The sequence below is a fragment of the Vibrio sp. Isolate23 genome (assembly GCF_022398095.1).
In the GTDB taxonomy this organism is placed as follows: Bacteria; Pseudomonadota; Gammaproteobacteria; order Enterobacterales; family Vibrionaceae; genus Vibrio; species Vibrio coralliilyticus_A.
On sequence record NZ_JAKEUV010000001.1, the window covers coordinates 1,191,710 to 1,214,603 of the forward strand.

Sequence of the window (22,894 nt, forward strand, 5' to 3'; positions counted from 1 at the left end):
ATGCTACGTTAAGCCGTTTTTATTTGTCTTCGAGTAGCGCTTCTAGACTTTGAATACTGCGAACGCCTTTTGGAACAGGAAGATTTGTTGGGTTGTACCAAATGGTCTGCAATCCTGCTTTGTCTGCGGGGTAGATATCTTTCTCAAGAATGTCGCCGACCATCACCGCTTCAGAGGGGTGATGGCAAAGTGATTTGGCAATTTCGAGATAAAACTCAGCACTATTCTTCTCTAGGCCTAAGTTAGCCTTGCAGAAATAGCCGTTAATGTAGGGATCTAATCCGACTCTTTGAAAGGCTTGTTGGATTTCACGTTCGGTTGAGTCTTGAGCGCTGGTTGCTACGTAGACTGGGAAATGGCGGCTGAGCGACTTAAGCGTCTGTTCTGCTTTATCCACGGCCTCTACGTTCGGCCATAGATACATTTTCCCCTGCTGATCTGGGAAGTCGACCATGAGCGTGTTTCCCCAATCAAAAAGATAAACCTTATTCATTACTCTCTCCGTTTAACATGGCTGATTTCATTATTTTAAATCGGCTGTCATAAATCCAGAGGTAAATTTCGCCAACATATAAACATATTCACCTAATCTATTTGTTTCGATGTTTGGCTTGTTTTATTTAACCGCCTGTATTTTATAAACTTTGTTGTTGGCACTCTCTTTGCTGACGCCTTTAGTGCAAGCAATTCGTCATCGGTGAAATGAGATCACCAATTAAAAGCATTAATTTTATGGATATTTCATATCTTTATGATGTCGAAGCTATAGCTTACTCGTATAAAACAAAGCCTGCCTCGTAAGAGCAGAAAAATAATAGGCTGTCATTCTAATAAGGACTTTTTATGAAAACTAAGCCGTTACGTTGGTTGCTTCCCGTTGTCATTCTCGGAGGAGCCTACGGTGGCTATGCTGCAATTGCCTCAAGCGCAGCAGAAAGCACAGAAACTAAACCAGAGAAAAAGCCGTTAACTGTGACTGTAGCGTCAGTGAAATCAAGCGACCATAAAGTACTGATCACCAGTCACGGTGAACTGCTGCCCGTTGAGGTGACGCAAGTTTCTGCTCAGGTATCTGGTGAGGTAACGAGCTGGCACCCCAATTTTGTTGCAGGTGGGGTCGTTAAACGTGGAGAGACGCTGTTTTCAATTGAGAGCGATAACTATCAGGCCGCGGTATTACAGGCAGAAGCAAATCTAGCCAGCGCTCAGGCATCTTTAATTGAAGAAAAAGCAAAAGCGGAGGTGGCGAAGCGCCAGGCGAAAAACCTGCCAGCTAAGCAGGTAACAGATCTTTATTTACGCAAGCCCCAGGTGCTGAGTGCCATGGCACAGGTTAAATCAGCGCAGGCTGGTCTGAAGCGGGCAAAGCGCGATCTTGAAAACTGCAAAATCGTTGCACCCTATGATGCGCTGGTGGTATCGCGCGATATTGGTGTCGGGCAATATATTTCAGCTGGCGCGCATGTCGCGACACTTAACAATATTGAAGCAGGCGAAGTCCATATACCCATCGCAGACTTCGACAGCGCTTTCTTACCGGAAAACTACGCCGGAATCTCAGCCAAAGTGGTGCAACGAGGTATTATTGATGCGAAGCGAGAGGGAGTAATCGAGCGTGATCTTGGCGTGGTTGATAGTGCTACTCGAATGATCAATATGGTGGTCCGTGTTGATGACCCGTACGCCATTGAATCCGACGCTTCACCGCTCAAGTTTGGCTCTTATGTGGAAGTGCAGTTTATCGGTAAAGAGCTCAAACACATTTACCGTTTACCTCAGGAGTTGGTCAACAACCGACAGGTTTGGGTTGTCAACGAAGATAACGAATTGGAACCTCGTATCGTCAACGTGTTACGCGCCGAGCAAGAGTTTATGCTGATCAGCGAAGGTTTATCTGATGAAGACCAGATTGTTCTGACGGTACCTGAATATCCGCAAAAAGGTATGCGGGTAGAAGTTGCCGTCACTGAAAGTGAACAGTAGGGGTTATAGCATGGACGATTCTAAACAAAAGGGCTTGATTGCCTACTTTGCTCACAATCCAGTCGCCGCTAACCTGCTGATGGTGTTTGTCCTAATTGTTGGTACGGTGAGTTTCTTCTTCATTCAGAGACAAATGTTCCCCAATATTGAGGTTAACTACATCAATGTTAGTGCGCAGTATCCTGGCGCTTCGCCTCAAGAAATCGAAGAGAGTATTCTCATTAAGTTGGAAGAATCTCTAAAAGATGTTACGGGGATAAAAAAGGCGGTCACCACAGCTTCTCGTGGTAGTGGCGCTATTGAGATTGAAGTCGATGTCGATCAAGACGTCGAAGACGTGCTGGATAAAGTCAAACAAAAGGTCGATTCTGTATCTAACTTCCCAGCGGGAATGGAGCCGATTCAGGTTTACCAGTTTGAGTTTAGACAGGATGTGATTGAAATGGCGCTGGTCGGTAACCGTTCGCTATTGGAACTCAAACCGATAGCTAAGCAGATCGAAGATGAGCTGCTGCAGTTGCAAAATGTTGCTCTGGTAGAGCTGAGTGCGCCAGAGTATGAGATTGCGATTGAAGTAGAGCCACAGGTGCTACGCAAATATAGTCTCACTCTCAATGATGTGAGTCAGGCGATTCAACGTTATTCCGCTAACTACTCGGCGGGCGAGGTCAGGACCAACGCAGGGATGATTTCGGTTCGCATTGAGAATCAGTATTACAGCGGTGAAGAGTTTCGTGATATTCCGGTCAAGATCGGTGCTAATGGCGGTCGGGTCTTGCTGCAAGATATTGCGACCATCAAAGATGGTTTTACCGAAGATGATCGCTACTTTAAGTATTCTGGCGAGAATGCTATTTACCTGTCTGTAAAAGCGACCAAAGACCAAAATATGGTCACGGTAGCGGAGTCAGTAAAGGCTTATATAGAGCAAAAGAATACAAGCTTACCCGCAGACCTGAAGATCAAAACGCTGGTCGACATGACCTATTACCTCAACGCACGCCTCGATATGATGCTTAAAAACCTGCTGCAAGGTGCTGTTCTGGTTGCATTGATGCTCAGCCTTTTCTTGCGTGTCAAATTGGCGATGTGGGTAATGATAGGTTTACCTGTCTGCTTCCTTGGGGCGGTGATGTTAATGCCTGCGATTGGCGTCAGCATCAATATTGTCTCTTTGTTCGCTTTCATTATGGTGTTAGGGATAGTCGTCGATGATGCCATTGTCATCGGTGAGAGTGCTTATTCTGAGATAGAGAAAAGCGGCGGTGGGGTTGATAACGTGGTACGCGGCGTTAAGCGCGTGGCAACTCCTGCAACTTTTGGTGTTCTAACCACAATTGCCGTATTTGCGCCGTTTTTAATGTCTAAGGGAATTGAACGTGCCTTTTTCTTTGGTATCGCAGCGATAGTGATTCTGTGTCTCATCTTCAGCTTGATTGAGTCAAAGCTGATCTTACCGTCACATTTGGCACATTCGAACTTTAAGCCGATTAAAAAGGGAAGCTGGCGAGATAGATTCAACCAGCGTTTCTTTAGTTTTGTCCATGGCCCGTATAAGCGCTTTGTTACCGCTTGTACTTACTGGCGCTGGAGCGTATTTGCTGGATTCGCAGCGTTGCTTGTGATCAGCATTGCTTTGGTTATGGCGAACTATGTGAGAATTATACCGTCACCGAAAGTGCCGCATGACTTCCCAAGCATTAAGCTGGTGATGAACGACAATGTGTCGAGTGAACAGACCATTGAAGCGCTCAAACAGATCGAAAGTACTGTGTTACGTATCGATAGGGAAACGGAGCAACAAACCGGCCAGAAGATGATCCGGGATATTCTGACTTTCAGCCAGGGTCGCAAAGAAGGTCGATTGGTGATCCCGTTAGTTGACGAAGAACTGCGTCCTTTCAATACCTTTGAGCTGGCACGTCGTTGGCGCGAAGAGATGCCGAATATACCGGGGCTGAAGATGCTCAATGTCTCTGACAACGTCAATGACGATGAGAAAGGGGACGAGTTTGGTTTCCTTCTTTACGGCTCAGACATTGACACTTTGAATGAAGCGGGACGTGCGCTGATTGTGAAACTGAAGCAAGAAGAAGGCTTATTTGATATTTCGTCTTCTATTGATGCGGGTAGTCAGGAAGTTTTACTGTCTCTGGCACCTGTCGCTTACGACCTCGGGCTTAATTTGTCTGATATTGCCGTGCAAGTCGGCGGTAGTTTTTACGGTGGTGAAGCACAACGCGTGCTTAGGGATGGCGAAGAGATCAAAGTCATGGTTCGTTACCCTAAATTGACGCGAGAAGCCTTCGCCTCTCTACGCTATGCGGTGATCACTACACCTGAAGGCAAAAAGGTAATGCTGGGAGATGTAGTAGAAATCAACCAGAAACCGGGTGTGAGCAGTATTCGTCGAGAAGGTGGCTTCCGTAGTGTGTATGTTTACGGCTCGATTGATGAAGAGCTGGTGGAGCCAAGTGAAATTGTAGAGCGGGTCCATGAGCAAATCATACCGGATATTCTATCTGGTTATCCTGGCGTGAAAAGCCAGTTAGGCGGAACCATTGAAGAACAGCAAGCTCAGCAAGATGAGCAAAAAATCTTCTTTGTCGCAGGGATGATCATCGTCTATATCTTATTAGCCGTACCGTTGAAGAGTTACACTCAGCCGCTGATCATCATGTCAGTCATCCCGTTTAGTCTCACTGGTGCAATCTGGGGACACTATTGGTTTGGTTTAGATCTCAGTATGATGTCGACCTTTGGTTTGATAGCTGCCGCTGGGGTAGTAGTGAATGACTCCTTGGTTATGACCGATTACGTCAATCATGTGCGTGCTCGTGGGGTGGCAATTAAAGAAGCTGTGATAGAAGCAGGTTGTGCAAGGTTCCGTGCTATTACACTGACTTCAATCACTACGTTCGTTGGCGTCTTGCCGATTATGTTCGAAACGAGTTTGCAGGCAAGATTCGTGATTCCAATGGCGGTTGCTTTAGGTTTCGCTGTGCTATTTGCAACCCTGTTAACTTTAGTGCTCGTTCCTTGCTTGTACCTGATGTTGGATGACATTAAGGGCATCTTCCGCTGGATAAAACAGAAACTGACCCGCCGCTCGCCAAGCGAGGTTGTTGAACAGTAATCCAGACACAAGGGGGCAACTAGGCCCCCTTTTTTAATCCACCTAAAGCCAGTTTTCTCTATTGACCTGTCTAAAGCTTCATAGTTTATAGTGTTGATATCAACATGAGGATGAAGCATGTATCGAATTTCTCAACTCGCAGAACAAGTCGGCTTAAGCCGTTCCACTCTTTTGTATTACGAAAAACTGGGTTTGATTCAAGGGACCAGACAAGCCAATGGATACCGGATGTACACAGACAAAGATGTGCAAAGGGTGCGTCTGTTGCAGCAGCTACAGGCAGGTGGTTTGACATTGGAAGAGTGTCTTGAATGTCTGGAGTCGAAAATCGACAGAAACAAGTTACTGCAAAGACTTAACGCACTGGATGAGGAGCTTCAACGTAAGCAGAAAGCCAAGGAATTGCTGTCAGCCATGTTGGGAATGAATTCAATGCGCGATTGGCATCAGGAGATGGAGGAGCACGCCCCATCGGCACACATGGAGTGGTTGATAAAACAGGGCTTCAGCGAAAAGCAGGCATTGAGATTGAAATGGTTATCAAAAGATATGAATGAACACGAACAATATATGGCAGATTTCGAACAGATTTTTGCGGGATTGAAAAGACTTGGCCCAGGCTCTGAGCAGGATACATTGCGAGCATTGAGTGCACTATCTCAAAATAAAGGGGCTTTACTGGAAGTCGGCTGCGGTAAAGGCATCGCCACCGAGGTATTAGCGTCTCATTCTGAATTTCGTATTACCGCATTGGACAATGACGAAGCAAGCCTCAGGAGCTTACAAGAAGGAATACCCGTTGAAAAACAAGTGAATGCGATTTGTGCCAGCATGACGGACATGCCATTTGAAGCCGCTCAGTTTGATGCGATTTGGTCTGAGGGCAGTGCTTACATCATGGGTGTGGAGAATGCACTCAGAAGTTGGAAAGCTTTCCTAAAACCAAGCGGTTACCTTGTCGTGAGCGATCTTGTGTGGTTAACAGATAACCCTGACTCCGACGTCTCCAATTTCTATCAAAAAGAGTATCCGGATATGGTGACCGTAGATAAGCGCATCGCGCAAATGCGTCAGGCAGGCTATGAAGTAGTAGAGACGTTTACCCTAAGCCAACAGTCATGGAATAACTTTGTCGATCCTCTCGTGTCTAGAGTTGATGAACTGGAAAGCTCTTTACAAGCTTCTCAGGCACTAATCGATATGAAGTCAGAATTACATATGCACCAGAACTACTTACATCAATACGGCTACCAGATGTTTGTTCTAAGAAAAGTGTAAGTGGAAAGGGCTGTGAACTTCACAGCCCTTGCTTGCTAATAGAGGTTGCTAAATCTCCTCATGCTTACGCACTACGCCGAAATCGGCGAGGATGGCATAAGCGGCAGGGATCATAAACAGCACCAGAAGTGTGGATGCAAAGATGCCGAATACGATGGAGATGACCAGTGGCTGGATCACTTGTGCCTGTAAGCTGGTCTCCGTCAGAAGAGGTAATAAACCTGCAGCTGTGGTCATAGAAGTCAGGAATACGGCTCTGAAACGTTCACGGCTGGCTTTGACAACCGAGTCATGAACACTGTCACCTTCATCGACATGATGCCGGATGTACTGCACCAAGAGAATCGAATCATTGACCACAATACCTGCTAGAGAGACAAAGCCCATCATGCTTGGCATGCTCAGCGAGTGGCCGAGAAGAATATGCCCCCAAACCACACCAATAAAGGCCAGCGGAATAGCCAGCATGACGACAAAGGGTTCTAGGTAACTGCGGAACTGGTAACTCAAAATAGCAAAAACACCGAACAGACCGAGTAAAAAGCCTTTACCCATTGAGGTGGCGGTTTCTGCGGTGTCTTTTGCCTCCCCTTCAAAATCGAATCGAAGCCCCGGGTATTTCTTGATTAACTTAGGTGCTTCTTCTTTTTGGAACTGAGCGATGATGGCGGTTGAGTTTGCTTTAGTGTTATCAATGTCACCAAATACGCTGATGGTACGCAATCCATCAATACGTTGTATTCTCACGTAATTGCGTTGGAAATTCAAAGTGGCAATGGTTGCGAGAGGAATCTGGCTACCATCCGACAGAATGATCGGGAAGTTTGCTAATTGTTGCAAGTCTCCCGCTTGGTCTTTATCGAGACGGACTTCGATGGAAATGTTTTCCACGCCGACCTGAATCTCATCGGCGGTTTGACCAAAGAAAGCAGCACGCAGCTGATTTGCGATAAGCTGGCCATTAATACCATAGGTTTCGGCACCAGGACGGAGTTTGACGAGCACCTCTTCTTTACCCATCCGCATATCGTCAAGCACTCCATGCACGCCATCAAACTCGTTGAGATATTGCTGAATGTCGATTGAAGCCGCTTTCAGAGCGTCGAGATCATTGTGTTTCGCCCGTATCTCGATGGCACGTCCACCCGGCCCCATAGTCGGTTGCTTAAAAACCAGTGAAATTGGGTCAGCGAGCTCGCCGACGTCTTCACGCCAAGCGGCAATAAATTCCTCAATTAATGTGTTTCGGCTTTCAGCCCCCAGCAAATCCAAACGGACTGTGGCAATATGTGGGCCTGATTCACTCGCATCAGCGTTGGCATTGAACTGACTGGTGATATGCTGGACGAGTGGTGTGCCGTTTTCCTGATTGTCACTCCACTCTTCATCAAGCCTTCGTGCCGAAGCGATGATTTTATCGACAACGTCTTCCGTCTGCGAGAGTGAAGAGCCAGGCGGAAGAATAATACGTGCTTCTGCAATGTCGCCGTCTAGTTCAGGAAATGGCTGGAATTTGAGTAGCCCACCGGCTAAGGTTGCCGCAGAAATCAATAATAGGGCAAATACCCCACCGATAAAGGCGTAGCGATATTGGACTACTTTCTCAACGGCGCTAACTAACTTGGTATTACGGAAATATTCGAATTCACTTAGCAGTTTTTGTTTGAATTTTGCTGGCGGCTTATCTTGCTTTTCTTTATGCAAAGAATGAGAAAGGTGGTTAGGTAAGATAAGAAAAGCTTCAACCAAACTTAAGGTTAAAACTAAAATCAACACCTGTGGGACAGCTTTGAGTACGGCGCCCATTTCTCCTTGAAGAAACAATAGGCTTCCGAAGATACAGACAGTCGTCAGGAAAGAAGAAATAACACCGGGTAGCACTTTCTTTACGCCATTAGTTACGGCTTCGTCCACCTTCTGACCTCGGTCGAGGTGGGCCGCGATCGATTCGGCAATCACAATGGCGTCATCCATCATGATACCAATCGCCATGAGTAGCCCGACTAAAGACATGATGTTAATCGAAAGGCCCAATTGAGCCATCAGAAACAAACCACCTAGGAATGCAACAGGGAGACCTGCGGCAACCCAGAATGAGTAACGAAGGCTAAAAAAGAGCCACATAGTAGCAAAGACTAATATGATACCCTGCCAACCATTTTTGACCATCATGGTCAAACGGTCCCACAGCACTGACGACAAATCATTAGTCAGCTCTAACGTGACGCCATCGGGGGCGATAGCTTGTTGGTCTTCAACAAACTGAGCGACACGCTCTTTGATACGCAGTGCATCATCCTCTTTGTTTTTGCTGACTTTCAAAAGCGCGGAAGGATGCCCGTCAAACAGAACTTTTTGCTCATCCAACTCGAAGCGATCAGTGATGGTTGCGATATCATGTAAGCGGATGAGAGAACCATTGGGACCAGAGCCGACAACGATAGATGCTAGTTCTTCAGGGGTTATTCGCCTTTCGTCAAATCGTATCAGGAAGTTCTTATCTGGTGTTTCCACATTGCCACTGGGTAGCTTTACGTTCTGACGGCCAATTTGTTCAGCAATATCACCAACGCTCAGGCCAAGCTGACGCATCGCTTGGCTGTCCAGTTCGACTTGAAATTGGTGGTCAGAAAACCCGGCGACCTCTACTAATGAAACGTCATAATCGAGTTTTAATGTCCGTTTAAGCTGTTCTGCGTAAGCTTTGAGCTCTGGCCAAGTGGTATCAGCAGTAATCGCAACATCCACTACCGGTTCATTCCAGTCCAGCTCTTGCACCACAGGGGATTCTATTTCTTGGGGGAAGTCGTTAATCGCATTGATTTGAGTCTGTACATCGACCAGCATACGGCCAATGTCTGCTTTCTCATCTAACTTTAAGATAAGGCGAGCTGACCCTTCAATCGCTTCGCATTGAGTCTCTTCGATGTTGGCCAATCCATCGACAGCATCTTCCATACGGACACAAATGCTTTCTTCTACTTCCTGCGGTGAGGCTCCGGGGTAAGTCACTCCCGCCATGATATAGGGAGGATCAAATTCTGGAAATGTCTCTCGTTTGATAGTCGATAAAGAAGTCATACCCAATATCAGCAGCGTCAGCATTAGCAGGTTTGCTGCTGTTGGGTGCTTAGCGAAGAATCGGATCATGATTCAGACTCCTCACTGTTGTCGGCTTGCTCTTTGAGGAGCATTCCCTCAATCGCAGGGAGAAGATCGTTCACAATCAGCTTTTCACCCTGTTCAAAGCGACCGTCGATCACAACATGGTTGTCTCGTCGGTAAAGCACATTGACGGTACGTATTTGTAGCCTGTTGTCGTGACCTTTGATGTAGACCTTATCACCATGCAATGCTCGTTCTGGAATTACCCAACTTGGGTTACCTTGACCTTCGATTTTAGCCCTGACGAACATGCCATTTACTAAAGGGGGAACTGACGTTGGTTTTAGGTTGCGATAATCTTGCTGAACTTCAAGAATCACACCTACGGTTGCTTGATTGGGGTCTACTGTCTCGCTGATTCGCGCTACTTTGGCAGGCCAGTTGGCATTGAGGTTGCCGCTATTGAGTTCAATCATGGCAGTGACCGAAATCATATCGGGTTGTGGGATACCTGCTGCGTCGCGCCCAAACTCCCCTAAGCTGGAAGCGAGCGTGTGCATGTCATGAATGGATAGCTGGGCTTCCACCTCCATGATATTGATACCATGTGCCGTCACCATGGTTTGCTGTAGGTTGACGACTTGATTTTGCTCAACTTCGATATCAGCGATACGTAGGTCATAAGGGAGCGTGATGACGGTTTTTTCCAGAGCACGCTGGGCCTCCTCGACTTTGGACGTATTCACTTTAACCAGAGCCTCAGCGAGTCGTTTTTCGTCGGGCATTAGTCCGATTTGATTATCGATATCAACCACTAGCTTACGTTGAGATAGGGTACTCTGTTCCTGTTGATCGACGTCGGATTGGGAAGTGAGTCCTTTCTTGCGTAAGTTTTGTTTGCGTTCAAGCTCTTTGTTGGCGATAGCGAGGCGGTTTTTCTCAATTCTTAACGTCTGCTTAAGGTTGTCTTCTTCCAGCGCCAGCTTAGCTAAAGAGATTTGTGAAGATTTAAGATCCGCCTGAGCTTGTATCAGTTTTAATTCATAATCGAGAGGGTCGATTCTAAGGATTTCTGTACCAGCTTGAAGTACTTGTCCTTTTTCTAGTTTAGGGTGTCGATAAACGACTTTACCCGTCACTTCTGCAATTGCTTTCCACTCCAGTTTAGGTGCAACTTTACCAAAGCCGATAGCCATCGGTGCGATAGATTGCAGTTCGAGGGGGATGGTTTCTACAAGCCTTGCTCGATCTCCTGCTGGTTTTACGGGGAGCTCCGGCTTCATCTTGATGGCCAAAACCAACGTGATGATACCCACGGCGAGTGCGGGGAAGAAAAGCAGCTTTCTGTTGATATTCATAGGGTCATTCCGTTGATTGGGAAGGCTGAAGGAAGCCTTGTGTCATAAGTTGTATGTTGTGTTCAAAAAGGCGATTGAGAAATTCTTCGTTGAGCTCAATGCCATGAATGGCTAGTAAAGCTTGAGGAGCAATAAAGGGGAAAACCATCAGACTGATGTAAGAAACACGGCATAGTTTTGGGTCGGCGTCAGGCCTTAACACTCCACTGTCTATGAGCTTGTCAAAGATCACATCCTGCATTGGTTGGCCGATATCATCGAAGACTTTCTCAATTAATTTACGTTGAGTTTCTGATGGTGGCATGTTCATCACTTGAACGATGAGCCTAGGAAACTGTGGAATCTTGATCATTTCACGATAGTACGTACGCATGAGGTCGAAAAAGTTTTTTTGGTTACTGTCGGCGATCAGTGTCCGTATTTGATACTTCATTGGTTGGAGCGTTTCGCGGATCATGGTTTCGAACAGGCCTTCTTTGCTTCCGAAGTAATAACGGATCATTGCGACATTGACGCCTGCACGCTTAGCTACGAGCCGAGTTGATACCTTGTCGTACGCCATCATAGTGAAGAGCTCTCGAGAGTGGTGAATAAGCTTGGCGCGAACATCGATTTTGGTACTTGGACGGCCAGCTTTCCTCAATGATTCAGCCACGAAATTATGCCTCAGATATTAAACAACTGATTAATTATAGAGTGCTGTTTTTGTCTGCGATATGTGAAAAATTCAACAGTATTTAATCAAGTGATTAATTAATCGAATACTGTGAAGTGAGTTAAGTTTGGTGAGTCGATTCGCAATAAAATACCCGCACAGTGGGCAGACTGTGCGGGCAAACAAGGGCAACAATTTAAATTTTTTAGTTTGGAGATTGTTGGTCTAATTTCCATATCCAAACTGTTATAAAGTATTCGTGGTCTTTAGAATGACTTTGTATCAGTGTAACCAACATTGTTTAAAGTAACATTAATGTTATTTTTGTTTAAATGTTAAATTCGGAAATATACATTCCATTTATGAAAACTCCGTGCGACAAATTGTCAGTAGCTTAGCGCGTTGTTAGCCCACCATATAGGGCTGAAACCAAAGAACCAACTGCTGATAGTTAGTCTTCTTTTATATTCGAAAGAGCGACTTTGGCTGTTCTATGTTTATGGATGGTGCGCCTGCCAGTGGATCTGACGCCCACTGCTCAGTTGTGCCAGTATGGAGTGGGGGGCAATTTTAACCCCTGAATTTTCAATGGATTTGGAGCCAAAGTTAGCAGTAATAGTGCTACCGTCACTGAAAGAGGTTTGCTGAACCTGTCCTGATTTATCCAGCCACTTGAAGCTAATGAGTGGTTTGTCCCACAATTGCTCATGGATGGGAGTATATGCCTGCTGGTAGTGCGCTAGTGCTTTGAGTCTAGGGCTGTCAGGTGAGTTTGCTTCATCTCGTGTCAGATGCACCATTGGCGGTGTATTGTAGAGCATGGAAATCAAGTCACGTTCGGCTTGGATGTTAGTGAATTTAAGGCTATCACTGTGCCAGTGATGGCTGTTTATCACTTCGTCATGAAAGACGGCTTGGTAAAGAGGCACTCTAAATTGAGGTGAAAATAGCAGTGTTTTATAAGGCTCTTTGACCTGCGCACTCTTAAAAAAGAACTCTGGTTTTTGGTCTGTATACCAGCGCCCTAAAAAATAAGGCGAGTGTTGGTCGTGCTTCATCTCTTTATCTGTCCAGCCGAAGCCTACAGTCTCAAGCCCATGAGCAAATGCGATGCCGGTTGTGGTGAGGCTATTGCCATCTTCTGAGCCCAGTACCAGATTACCTTGCTTGGCAATCCAGTTCATTCGCTGGTTAAACGCATTCAGCATATCGCTTTCACTACTGTTATCACGATAGTCTTCTCTTGCCATTGCTGTTGCGTCTACGTCGAGAAACAAGCTATTGAATCGGCCGTATTGGATGATGTCCTCAACGCGCTGCTTCACGTAATCCAGTTCGCAATTCGGGTTAAGGTAGTAGCCATTGCCACGAAACCCTGTTTTCTTTTCACCGTTTGCTTGCTCAATCGCACATTGCTCTCTCATCTGGTCAGGGAGTTGAGCTGTTAACCACCCGTCGTTAAGGCCTTTTGGTATCGCCGTGTTGTAAGAATCATAGGTGGCGACCAGATAACCCAATTGTTTGGCGGCATCAATAACTTGAGGCTGATAAAAGGCAGGCATCCAGTTGTCGAAGCCCAGCCAAAGTTTGGTTAGACCTGCTTTTTTCATATTGTCGAGCATATCGAGTGATAACGCTTGCCCCCATCGTTCAGGTGAGATTAGGTATTGTGAAGCATTTTGCAATAGCCAGTGTTTTTGGCCTTGTGCAGCTTGGTACTGCGCTGCGATAGCATTGTTGTTTTGTGATGGTGCAGGGGCGAGGAACTTTAGTTGCAAGGACGCATTGAGTGAGTCAACAAGTAATTGTTTATGATAGTGACTCAGCCAGTCTCGGCCTTTAGCGAGTGGCTTGATCTCTTGGATTGCCTCCTGAGGTTGTGTGAGATCGTCTTGTGAAAAATACCAGTTTTTGAGTCCCCACCAATCTGTGACATCGTCAGTACTGATCAGCGTTTTGCCAAACAGATAGACCTGACTGGCACCAATTAACCTCGCCAATTGAGGCGTTTGCTTTGCTTTTTCAGCCAGCGTTGTGGATTGATGATGATCAATGCGCCATTGCTTATAAGCTTTGGCGCCATCCATCCAGTTGTCACCTAAGGTTATTCGAACTTTGAAGGCTTGGTTTTTATTGAGAGTAGTAAAGCGGTGGTCTGCTAACATATCAACTTTGGGCATTGTGTTAGAGAAGGTGAGGCTGTTGTTAGTCGCATTGACAAGCTGGTAGCTGATCGTTTTTTTGCCTTGTTGAACAGTCCAAAAGGGCATTTTCAGGTCTTGAGTGGTATTTGCTCCTGAGTGGTTTTCTGTAAGATAGTTCGCCCACATCTTGTTGTCTACTGGGATGCGCATTCCCTCACTAAAGGGGAGGTAAAGTGTGTCGGTGCATTTTTGCGGCAAATCAAACCAACGTAAAACGATAGGTTGGTTGCGTTTTATCTTAGTTTTTTTTGGAACCGCGAAGCTCAGTTCAAGAGCCTGCTCTTTTAATACTGCGTTGACGCGGAGCTTACTTGGTTGGAGAACCCAATGTGCTTTGGTCGGTGAGTCCACTGTGAGCCCTGAGATCGTTTGAGCTTGTTCATTGACACTCAAAGATGGACTATTAATGACAAGATCATTCCAGCGAATGCTTAGATCTTGGGGGGAGATAGCGATCTGATTTGAGTGGTCACTCAGAGTCAGTGTTTGGGCGCTTGCGCTAAAAGGCAGAATCGCGAAAAAAGACAGCGAAGTCAAAGCGGCCATGGGTTTGAATTTAAAAGGCATGACGAAATCCTATTAGTGGTTTAAGTCACTATTAGAGCGCACGCTATGGTGCTTAATGTCACCCATTTGTCTCTATTATTTTGTGTATTGGCTTACTGGCTGGCCGAAAAGGGCAGAGCCAGCCTCTGTATATATTCAACCTTAAGCCCCTGTTGATACTCGAAGATTGAGACCGATGCACTGAGATGTGCTGCTCCTTTTGGTTGTTGACTCGATTTCGGAAATGGAGCATTAAGTGTTTGGATTGGGATTCGTTTATCGATCAATGTGTAGTGGCGATCAAACCATTGCCAGTGTGCCATGGCTTTCGCACAACTGTCGGTCACTGTAGGTGGAGTCACAGTGAGCTGTTGTGTGATGTTATCTAGCGTCAGCCAATTTTGATTTTTTGGCATTGCGATGATCAGCGCGTAGGTATTCTCGTTGAGCTTTAGTTGGTAGACGCCAGATTCGGGCTCAACCAGCATTTCTTCGCTTTCCATCTCCTGATAGCCTAGCTGAGAGGTAAATAATCCATGCAGAATCCTTTTCTTGGTGGGAGAAGTGAGCTCAACGTCTAATGTGGAATGTACATCTTCAGCGGATAGTTTGATTTGAAAACCCTGTGAAGCCAAGCCAGAGCGCCGAACAAAACTGAGGCTGATATTGGCCGGTAAAAACTCTGAGTGAGTTATGAGCTTTTGACCACATTGAGTTTGGTTTAAGATTTCTAATTTCACAGGCTGCCAGTAGTCACGGCTGATATTTTGCTGGCTGAGCGCAAGATGTAACTCCTGCCAGGCGAGCAGAGGCTGTCCGTTAAGTAGGGCTTCGTAGGTGCGCGAGAGTGGCGTATCGCTAAACCAATTTGCATAAGCGGTTATTGAAAACAACAGTGCGCACAGCAGGCAGAATGAACGGTGCATCATAACGCAGCCTCATTGAGCCGATAGCCCACACCACGATGCGTCTCGATATTCAATACAGGCAGTTTCTGCCGAAGACGTAACACATGGTTGTCTATGGTTCGAGTGCTGGGAAAAGCTTGATATCCCCAGATTTTATTCAGTAATTCATCTCGATGAAAGACGCGCCCTTGGTTTTGTACTAGTAGTACTAGCAGTTGAAACTCCTTCGGCTTTAGGGTGATTGGCTGGTTGTCGAAGGTGGCTTCACGTTTCGCAAGATGGATTTCAATCTTGCCGTAATGAAGAGTGCTGTCTCCTAATGGACGGAGCTGGCTGACAACGCGTGCCAACAGCTCTTGATGGGAAAAAGGTTTGGTGACATAGTCCTTTGCTCCTGCCATCAGACCTTCTATTTTTTGCTCAGTGTCGATTCTAGCGGTGAGGAAAATAACGGGCAGAGCCTTGAGGAGCAGCCAATGGGGTAAATGAGCCACACTGTCTCCATCGCTTAGCTGTCTGTCGAGTATAACTAGATCCGCTTTAAACCAGTGTTTCTCCACTTTGCTGGATTCTTGCTCCCAAATACATTGGTAGCCGTTCGACTCAAACCAAGAGACAAGCCCTTGCCCGAGTAATAGGTCGTCTTCAATCAATAGCAGGGTCTTCATAGCGGTATCTCCAGTGTGCAGCGTGTAGGTTGGCGCTGTATGGTTAACTTCCCGCCAATTAATTGAGTTAAGTGTTCAACAATATCCAAACCTATTCCCATATTTTCATTGTTTGTTGGTCGCCGCAGATGAGTTAAAAATCGCTTTATTGGGCTAGGGAAAGCTCCTTGGTCAGTCACTTCAATAACTAAAGTCCTGTCCAAGGTTACGTTAATGCCAATTTCGCCTTTGCCGTGTTGTTTGGCATTTTTAATTAAGTTTTCCAGGCAAATAGAAAGCCAATAGAAAGGCAAGGTTAACGCTTTATTTTGGTTGAGCTGGTAATCGAGTTGATGCTTTTCACAAATATGATCAAGCCAATCACTGAGGTAAGCCGTTTGTTCAAGTAACTGTTCGGAGCGTTGTGTGCTCAGATAAATCTTACTGTTTTCTGTTAATTGTGACAGTCTTTGGTGATCAGACATTAAGCGCCAGACCGCTTCCTGAGCTTTCTCTGGTAAGTGATCAAATTGATCGCGAAACATTTCTACAGTTAGACCTAGGCTAGTTAGTGGTGTGCGTAACTCATGAGTGAGCAACTGCAGTACGAAGCGTCTTTCACGACTTTGTTTGCGTTTGGCGTATAGACCTTTGGCGGTGGTAAAGAGTATCAATAAGGATAAACCTGCGACAAACCAGCGTAATGCGAGGACATTTTCTGCCATCTCACTGATACAAAGATTGCTGTAGCGAAACGTGCAGTTCGGACCTGTAATTGTGATATCAAGCTGACGTGCAAGGGGGCGCCATGTATCTGCTGATATCGACTTCCAACCCTGTTCACCACTTAGCCACAAAGTGTCATCTTCCATCCATGCTCTGTAGCCTTTGAGTAGGGCTTCTCGGCCAGTTGCTGAGAGGGCTGAAAACTGGCTATGTAAGGGGTGCCTAGGGTTATTAACCGTTAGGTAACGAAACAGATTGTCACTCTGTATATCTGGATATTGAGCTAGATAACGATCAGCAAAGCTGCCACCTGCGGGGTGTAATAAGTGGTGAGTAGCGAACCACTCTTCGTTAAGCTTTTGGCGTTTACACAGCGCTAACTCGAACTCGGCAGCATCACTGAGGTGTTGAGGCAATGGATCATTGAGAGAGCAATCCCGAGATACCTCGTGAATATATTTAATATCTGACCAAGTGTAGTATTCAAAATCAGGATAACGGGTGCGCTCTTGGAGTAACTCGGCTGGAAAGCGGCTGAGCTGTTGTTGACTCACCAATACATCCTCTGATTGCCAGCTTTTTTGGTAAAGCGATTGCCATCTCTCTTGTAGGCTCTGTGCTTGTGCGTAACAAGGAAATACCATAATAAAACACATAGCCAGACGATATAGGCGCATGGGTTAGCTCAGGTTAGATGGAGTTTTAGAGATTTTAGCGGCTTTTTAGCTGTGTTTGTAACTTATATGTCAACATTGTTCTCTTAAACGCTGGCTGCTCAGATTAACAAAGGTTAATGAATATTGATGATATGAATATTAACTTTGCTCCTAGTAAAGTAAGGAGAAGCATAATGTTAGAGTGGCGAATCAAAACGTTTTCAGAACTTTCGGTACATGAATTGTATGAGTTTTTGCGCTTGAGAGTTGATGTGTTCATCGTAGAGTCACAAGATCCATACAGTGATCTCGATGGGAAAGACACACACCCAGAGACCCGTCATGTGATGGGGTTTGATGGCGATAGGCTGGTGGCTTACAGCCGACTCATGCCTCAAAGACTAGGGTATCCAGCTGAGGTTCTTGAGTTTATTAAACCCGAAGATCGGGATGTGACGATCGGTCGTGTGATCATAGCTAAAAGTCATCGGGGAAGAAGCTTAGGGCATGCTCTGATGAAAATGAGTGTTAACACGATCCGAGAGATCTACCCTAAAGATGCCATTTTTATTTCCTCTCAGGAACACCTTAAAGATTACTATGGTTCTTATGGCTTTAAGGTGTTTACGGACCGTTACTACGAGGATGGCTGTGTTATGTTAGGGCTGAGGTTTGTGCCCTGAGTTGGCTTCGCTTCAAAAGAACGTTTAACCCCAGTTGAGTACAACCCAATTAGGACGCTCTGATATTGCTCTCAGCTTGGGGCATGGGTTGATCAAATAAACGAAATCAGCACGCTCGCACAAAGGCAGATCATTGATTGAGTCGGTGAAGAAGTGAATTTCGGAGTAGGGCTCTGCTTGCACTGACAGCCACTGCTCTAGCCTAGTCACTTTTCCTTCTCGATAACTCGGTAACCCCGAGATTTCTGCGGTATAGCGGTTATCAGTAGTGACCAAATCAATTCCCATGGAGTGCTCCACACCTAAGCGTTGTGCAACGGCTTCTACGAGAAAACTCACTGTGGCTGATATAATGAGCGTTTGTTTCCCTTGTTGATGAAGTTCTGCTAACAAAGGAATAGATTGACGAAATTGTTTAGGAACAATCCATTTATTGACACATTCTTCAACGAGCATCTGAACGTCTTCGATTGGTAAGTGAGCAATGGGCGCCATGGCAAAGTTAAGGTAATCGTCCATGTTCAACTGCCCTTGAGCGTACAATTGCATCAGACGTTGGTCTTCCACAAGGAAATTGGCATCATTGACGATGCCTTTCTCAACGAGAAACTCGTTCCATAGCATGGCACTGTCTGCGTTGATGAGGGTTTCGTCAAGGTCGAAAACGTAAAGAGGCTTAGACATGTCGAGGCTCTCACTGATATAGGATTAGATTGGCATGGCAGGTTAGCGAAGGATTGTGACAGTTTGTTTTCACTCACTGGAAATGGCATCGTCAGAAGCATCGGAGTGGAAAACTTGGTTTTCGAAACTAATGATTTTTTGGTATTCACCGGATTGTATTAATTGCCGTATCCCCATGTAGAGTACGTCATTCAGCTTTTTGTTACGTTTGTGGTTGTGTTTAGCGAACATGACATACATTTCTTTCTCAATAATCGGTTTAGAGTGAACTCTGAGTTTGTTGATTTGTACTGCCGGTAAGACAGTACCCATCATGTAGTAGCCACGATCTATGGCTGCGGGGTACGCGTCAATGCGATGCTTGCCGAGTTTAATGAAATTGCTTTGGTCTTCATTAGCGATTTCTACTCGTACATCTTTAGATTGAAGTAATCGGGTCACTTCGTAATCTTGAGTAGCACCAATACGATATTGGTTTAAATCGTCATGCTTTTGCCAATCGAAGTGACTATCTTCGTGGTAGAAAAACACAATTTTTTGTTTGAAAAGCGGACTCGAAAAAACAAAAAACGGTTCGTGTTGTTTGCTTCTAAACCATGGAAATGTTCCATCGTATTGACCGGATTGAGCATACCGATATGCTCGGCTCCATGGGTGGTAGTCTATGACGACACGATACCCTTGAGTCTGATAGGCGGCTCTAACGAGAACTTCGGCAATCTTATGGTCCGGATTATTTTGACTGCTGGTATATGGCTCCCAATCGCCAACAACAAATTTGACCACCTTATCATCCGTTTGAGATACCGCTAGCGGAGGCAATATCAACAATATAACTAACGCGAGAATCCTACTCATGATTTGTCTCTTTATGAACCCTAACTTCCAATTTAGATGATAATTGAATTAATAAATAGTTCTGATTCATAAAGAGCGACGTAATGAGACCTTCTAAACATGCATGACTTATTCGTCCTGTTGTTTTTGTTGAACGGTCACTGGATAAGAGAGGGGAGGCAAGTTTTTAGGTTCGGTAGGCCATTTTTGCTTTGTTTTGCGCGCTTTGATAAGCGGGAACATAGTTAATGAGCGCCTCTTCGACCTCCTTAGGTTTAACAGGCTTGGATAAAAAACCATTCATGCCAATCTCAAAGCAGCGTTCTCTGTCTTCTTTTACCACGTTAGCCGTAACCGCGATAATAGGCACATAAGCTGCCCAACCTTCTAGCTGTCGTATTTTTTGTGTTGCTTCATACCCATTCATCACTGGCATTTGGCAATCCATTAAAATGGCTGCTACTTCGTTTTTCTGACAATATTCCCAGGCTTCTTGACCGTTGTTGGCGATATCGACTTCCAGGCCAAGTAGATTCAGCATGACCTGAATAACCTGCTGGTTAACCCGTGTATCTTCTACGACTAGCACCTTGAGGCCAGTTTTGTATTTGGGGGATAGTCTTTTCATCTGTGTAGTGGCAGAGGCGGGAAACGTGACCAAATTGGGTGATGATGAAGCCAGAGTACTTGAAGCAGCAGTCGCACCATCAACTGGTATAGAAAAGTAGAAGCTACTACCGAGGCTTATTTCGCTAGACACTTCGAGTTTCCCCCCCATCATCTCAACAATTTTCTGGCTGATGGCTAAGCCTAGCCCAGTGCCACCATACTGCCGTGTTGTACTGCCATCAGCTTGCTGAAACTTGTTAAAAATGGCTTCTAGCTTTTCTTTAGCGATACCAATACCAGTGTCTTTTACTTCAAACTGCAGTTGCTTGCCCGCATCGTTCTCTAACATTTTAATATTAAGTTCTACATAGCCTCGATGTGTGAATTTAAGAGCGTTACTTATAAGGTTGTTAATGACCTGTTTTAGTCGGACTGAGTCCGCTTCAATGGTTTGTGGAATCGCTGGGTCAATATTGCAGTCAAAGAATAGCTCTTTTTGTTTTGCGCGAATGCTGTACTCATTGGCTTGCTGCTGTATTAGCTTCTTTAAGTCAAATTCAATGGGGTCTAATTCAAAATGGCCGGCTTCGATTTTTGAAAAGTCGAGGATATCGTTAATGATGTCGAGCAGGGTATGAGAGGATGTGAGTAAGATATCGACATAATTGCGCTGCACTTCATTGGGGTTAGTTTCTTTGAGCAATTCCGCAACTCCAACGATACCGTTCATTGGTGTCCTGATTTCATGGCTCATGTTGGCCAAAAATTCACTTTTCTTGATGTTGGCGACTTCGGACTTTTCTTTAGACTCAATGATCTGTTGATAGTTAGCATGTAGTTTATCAACACAACGGTTATATCCTTCGGTTAACAAACTGATTTCATCAGCAAAAAGACGGTTAGGAGGCGCCAGCTTGCTGGGGATCGGGCTACCATTGAAATCTGTCATGGCCGCAGAAAGATGGGCTACGGGCTTTAGAACCAGTTTACGGGTAATCCATAGAAGGCTGGAGACTATCACACACGTCTGAATAAACGTCATGGTGATAAGAAGCAAAAATTTGTGCCATAGCTGCTCGTAAACAGGAGCTAGATCGGTTTCTATTTTCAGTTGCCCAAGAGTGAAGCCTTTGCTGCCTAATTGATAGGTAAGATCCCATACGTTAGTGATTTTTTCCCCTTCGATAGGCTCACCCAGCTCAACAAGAGGTTTGCTGCTATCGAGGATGGTGAGTCTATCGACGTAGGAGCGTTGAAATATTTCATTGACTTGAGTGAAGAGCCGTTTTTGATCTTCCACCCATAAATTGTTTTGTAAGCTGTCGATATAGTTTTCTTCTATATGCAGCATCTGCTTATCGAGTTTTTCTTGCTCTGCTTGGTATTCGACGTAAACGTTGATACCAGCGATGACAAATGCCATAGCTGTGCTAAGTAGAAGAGTGGCAATAGCAAGTTGTTTGTCTATGCCCAGTTGACGTTGTGTTTTCATAGCAAGTTATTATGTGTTTAATTGCTTACTAATAGCCTAGTATTAATTGTGTCTTTAGGAAAACCTATTTTTTGCTTTGATTCCCCAAGCAAAGAGGTGACAGAGCATTTAAGGATGTTGGGTCGAGAATAAAAACGGTATTTCCGTAGAACTGGTACATACTTAAGGAAAGCTCCACTTAAAAGGATTTATGGTGAGGCGTTGGAAAACATGGTTGATGGTCTACACTCCTGCACTGGTTTGGGCAGGGCTATCACTTAAAGAAGCGACTTGGTGGATAGAAAACATAGTTGCATATCCCAGTTTATTTTTGATTGTCTACCTAGTCCTAGCATTGGTTTGTGCTCTAATGCAAAAGTGGGCACATAGTGCGGTATGCGTTGTTTTAGCTGGAGCGTTCGCGTTGATGACCCCTAAGTCTGAGCAAAAGCTTGTCGCCCAATGCGCTAACCCTGTGTCTGTAGTACAGTTTAACCTTTATTATGAGAATCCAGATGTAAATGCATTCATCAATTACCTGCTCACTAAACCGGCAGACTTGATTGTGATGCAAGAAGTTGCCCCAGAAGTTGGCGACAAACTTCAAATGCTTAATGATATTTATCCTTATTTTTATGGTGGACAGGAAGGGGTTGGTTATCCATCTAGTCAGATGATTCTGAGTGTTTCCCCTTTGAAAAATATGTCGGTCTTCATGACACCGGATGAACAGAATATTATTCGTGGTACTTGGTACCCGAATAGACAAGGGGCGATCACATTGATTGTTGCTCATCCCCCTTCACCAAGGACAAAAACGTTGTGGTATCGACGTAATGCCTTGATTCAAACGATAGAGTCTCTGCTTGAGGTATACCCCAGTGATGAAGTGATGGTGGTCGGTGACTTTAATCTTTCATCTACCAGCCTACGCTTTGCTAAGATGTTTCCAACGTTTCAGAAAGCCCCTGTTGCAAGTTGGCCAAATTGGGCAGAAGCGTTTAAAACTCCGCCTATTTCAATGATTGCGATCGATCATTTGTGGCTCCAGTCGGTCAGCGCTGGTAGAAAGATTTGTCAGCGTTACAGTTCACCGATTCCAGCAGGTTCGGACCATTTGTTAGTGAAAACAAAAATTGGTTATTAATGATCGCTTATCATGATTCACTCACTATGGTGTTGGGAAGCATTGCGGTGACCAAGAGAAGCCTTTAAAATCGCGCTTCCACTGACCTAAGCGCATGTTTGAGGAAATATGAACAATGCCCAAGCAATAGTGGCACAAAGTGCGGAGCACGCGATATCACCTAAGCGTGAAATTGTACTCCGCGAGATATTGTCACTGGCAAAAATGGCATCAGTAATTGCGGTTCCATTTTTGTTTTTATCTCTGGCTTGGATCTAAACC

Annotated in this window: 17 protein-coding genes; 6 read left to right on the plus strand and 11 right to left on the minus strand. The window is 45.2% G+C overall.

The annotated features are described in order from the left end of the window. Positions 1-19 precede the first annotated feature (19 nt). Positions 20-493, minus strand: coding sequence for an HAD family hydrolase (locus L1D31_RS05340; protein ID WP_239836019.1), 474 nt, complete (start codon positions 491-493; stop codon positions 20-22). 350 nt (positions 494-843) lie between these two features. On the opposite strand from L1D31_RS05340, the gene L1D31_RS05345 reads away from it, so the two are divergent. The 3 genes from L1D31_RS05345 (at position 844) to L1D31_RS05355 (ending at position 6,397) form a co-directional block, all read left to right on the plus strand. After that, entirely contained in the window at positions 844-1,983 is a 1,140-nt protein-coding gene (locus L1D31_RS05345) for an efflux RND transporter periplasmic adaptor subunit (protein WP_239836020.1), read from the plus strand. Between the two features lie 10 nt (positions 1,984-1,993). Continuing rightward, a complete protein-coding gene (locus tag L1D31_RS05350) occupies positions 1,994-5,119 on the plus strand; it encodes an efflux RND transporter permease subunit (RefSeq protein WP_239836021.1) in 3,126 nt (1,041 codons plus the stop codon). A 117-nt stretch (positions 5,120-5,236) separates the two neighbouring features. Beyond that, entirely contained in the window at positions 5,237-6,397 is a 1,161-nt protein-coding gene (locus L1D31_RS05355) for a MerR family transcriptional regulator (protein ID WP_239836022.1), read from the plus strand. 48 nt (positions 6,398-6,445) lie between these two features. Here L1D31_RS05355 and L1D31_RS05360 read toward each other — a convergent pair whose 3' ends face one another. From L1D31_RS05360 to L1D31_RS05390, 7 genes are all read right to left on the minus strand, one after another. Beyond that, entirely contained in the window at positions 6,446-9,547 is a 3,102-nt protein-coding gene (locus L1D31_RS05360; protein WP_239836023.1) for an efflux RND transporter permease subunit, read from the minus strand. Further along, positions 9,544-10,860 carry an HlyD family secretion protein gene (locus tag L1D31_RS05365; RefSeq protein ID WP_239836024.1) on the minus strand — a complete coding sequence of 439 codons (1,317 nt, stop codon included), beginning with the start codon at positions 10,858-10,860 and terminating at the stop codon, positions 9,544-9,546. The genes L1D31_RS05360 and L1D31_RS05365 overlap by 4 nt, the downstream gene beginning before the upstream one ends. A 4-nt stretch (positions 10,861-10,864) precedes the next feature. After that, positions 10,865-11,515, minus strand: a complete 651-nt coding sequence (locus tag L1D31_RS05370) for a TetR/AcrR family transcriptional regulator (RefSeq protein ID WP_239836025.1) — start codon at positions 11,513-11,515, stop codon at positions 10,865-10,867. Positions 11,516-12,012: 497 nt separating this feature from the next. Further along, positions 12,013-14,265: a glycoside hydrolase gene (locus L1D31_RS05375; RefSeq protein ID WP_239836390.1), complete on the minus strand. Its 2,253-nt coding sequence runs from the start codon at positions 14,263-14,265 to the stop codon at positions 12,013-12,015. A 113-nt stretch (positions 14,266-14,378) separates the two neighbouring features. Further along, positions 14,379-15,194 carry a DUF2861 family protein gene (locus tag L1D31_RS05380; RefSeq protein WP_239836026.1) on the minus strand — a complete coding sequence of 272 codons (816 nt, stop codon included), beginning with the start codon at positions 15,192-15,194 and terminating at the stop codon, positions 14,379-14,381. Further along, positions 15,191-15,841 (minus strand): response regulator transcription factor, encoded by a 651-nt coding sequence (locus tag L1D31_RS05385; RefSeq protein WP_239836027.1) that lies wholly within the window; start codon positions 15,839-15,841, stop codon positions 15,191-15,193. The genes L1D31_RS05380 and L1D31_RS05385 overlap by 4 nt, the downstream gene beginning before the upstream one ends. After that, positions 15,838-17,223, minus strand: coding sequence for a DUF3404 domain-containing protein (locus tag L1D31_RS05390; protein ID WP_239836028.1), 1,386 nt, complete (start codon positions 17,221-17,223; stop codon positions 15,838-15,840). Before L1D31_RS05390 ends, L1D31_RS05385 begins: the two co-directional genes overlap by 4 nt. A gap of 173 nt (positions 17,224-17,396) precedes the next feature. Here L1D31_RS05390 and L1D31_RS05395 point away from each other — a divergent pair, with 173 nt between their 5' ends. Beyond that, complete coding sequence (locus tag L1D31_RS05395; RefSeq protein ID WP_239836029.1) at positions 17,397-17,885, plus strand: GNAT family N-acetyltransferase; 489 nt, start codon at positions 17,397-17,399, stop codon at positions 17,883-17,885. A 24-nt stretch (positions 17,886-17,909) separates the two neighbouring features. Here L1D31_RS05395 and L1D31_RS05400 read toward each other — a convergent pair whose 3' ends face one another. The 3 genes from L1D31_RS05400 to L1D31_RS05410 form a co-directional block, all read right to left on the minus strand. Beyond that, positions 17,910-18,569 (minus strand): HAD-IB family hydrolase, encoded by a 660-nt coding sequence (locus L1D31_RS05400; RefSeq protein WP_239836030.1) that lies wholly within the window; start codon positions 18,567-18,569, stop codon positions 17,910-17,912. 69 nt (positions 18,570-18,638) lie between these two features. After that, positions 18,639-19,427, minus strand: a complete 789-nt coding sequence (locus L1D31_RS05405) for a transporter substrate-binding domain-containing protein (protein WP_239836031.1) — start codon at positions 19,425-19,427, stop codon at positions 18,639-18,641. A gap of 166 nt (positions 19,428-19,593) precedes the next feature. Then, complete coding sequence (locus L1D31_RS05410; protein WP_239836032.1) at positions 19,594-21,507, minus strand: ATP-binding protein; 1,914 nt, start codon at positions 21,505-21,507, stop codon at positions 19,594-19,596. Between the two features lie 193 nt (positions 21,508-21,700). On the opposite strand from L1D31_RS05410, the gene L1D31_RS05415 reads away from it, so the two are divergent. Continuing rightward, complete coding sequence (locus L1D31_RS05415) at positions 21,701-22,633, plus strand: endonuclease/exonuclease/phosphatase family protein (RefSeq protein WP_239836391.1); 933 nt, start codon at positions 21,701-21,703, stop codon at positions 22,631-22,633. A 108-nt stretch (positions 22,634-22,741) separates the two neighbouring features. Continuing rightward, positions 22,742-22,891, plus strand: a complete 150-nt coding sequence (locus L1D31_RS05420; RefSeq protein ID WP_239836033.1) for a hypothetical protein — start codon at positions 22,742-22,744, stop codon at positions 22,889-22,891. The last annotated feature ends 3 nt before the right edge of the window (positions 22,892-22,894 follow it).

Excerpts from the sequence above, each read along its gene's own strand:
- L1D31_RS05340 (WP_239836019.1), bottom strand. The coding sequence starts at position 493 with ATGAATAAGGTTTATCTTTTTGATTGGGGAAACACGCTCATGGTCGAC.
- L1D31_RS05380 (WP_239836026.1), bottom strand. The coding sequence starts at position 15,194 with ATGATGCACCGTTCATTCTGCCTGCTGTGCGCACTGTTGTTTTCAATA.
- L1D31_RS05410 (WP_239836032.1), bottom strand. The coding sequence starts at position 21,507 with ATGAAAACACAACGTCAACTGGGCATAGACAAACAACTTGCTATTGCC.
- L1D31_RS05350 (WP_239836021.1), top strand. The coding sequence starts at position 1,994 with ATGGACGATTCTAAACAAAAGGGCTTGATTGCCTACTTTGCTCACAAT.
- L1D31_RS05365 (WP_239836024.1), bottom strand. The coding sequence starts at position 10,860 with ATGAATATCAACAGAAAGCTGCTTTTCTTCCCCGCACTCGCCGTGGGT.
- L1D31_RS05420 (WP_239836033.1), top strand. The coding sequence starts at position 22,742 with ATGAACAATGCCCAAGCAATAGTGGCACAAAGTGCGGAGCACGCGATA.
- L1D31_RS05385 (WP_239836027.1), bottom strand. The coding sequence starts at position 15,841 with ATGAAGACCCTGCTATTGATTGAAGACGACCTATTACTCGGGCAAGGG.
- L1D31_RS05360 (WP_239836023.1), bottom strand. The coding sequence starts at position 9,547 with ATGATCCGATTCTTCGCTAAGCACCCAACAGCAGCAAACCTGCTAATG.
- L1D31_RS05355 (WP_239836022.1), top strand. The coding sequence starts at position 5,237 with ATGTATCGAATTTCTCAACTCGCAGAACAAGTCGGCTTAAGCCGTTCC.
- L1D31_RS05345 (WP_239836020.1), top strand. The coding sequence starts at position 844 with ATGAAAACTAAGCCGTTACGTTGGTTGCTTCCCGTTGTCATTCTCGGA.
- L1D31_RS05395 (WP_239836029.1), top strand. The coding sequence starts at position 17,397 with ATGTTAGAGTGGCGAATCAAAACGTTTTCAGAACTTTCGGTACATGAA.
- L1D31_RS05375 (WP_239836390.1), bottom strand. The coding sequence starts at position 14,265 with ATGGCCGCTTTGACTTCGCTGTCTTTTTTCGCGATTCTGCCTTTTAGC.
- L1D31_RS05400 (WP_239836030.1), bottom strand. The coding sequence starts at position 18,569 with ATGTCTAAGCCTCTTTACGTTTTCGACCTTGACGAAACCCTCATCAAC.
- L1D31_RS05405 (WP_239836031.1), bottom strand. The coding sequence starts at position 19,427 with ATGAGTAGGATTCTCGCGTTAGTTATATTGTTGATATTGCCTCCGCTA.
- L1D31_RS05390 (WP_239836028.1), bottom strand. The coding sequence starts at position 17,223 with ATGCGCCTATATCGTCTGGCTATGTGTTTTATTATGGTATTTCCTTGT.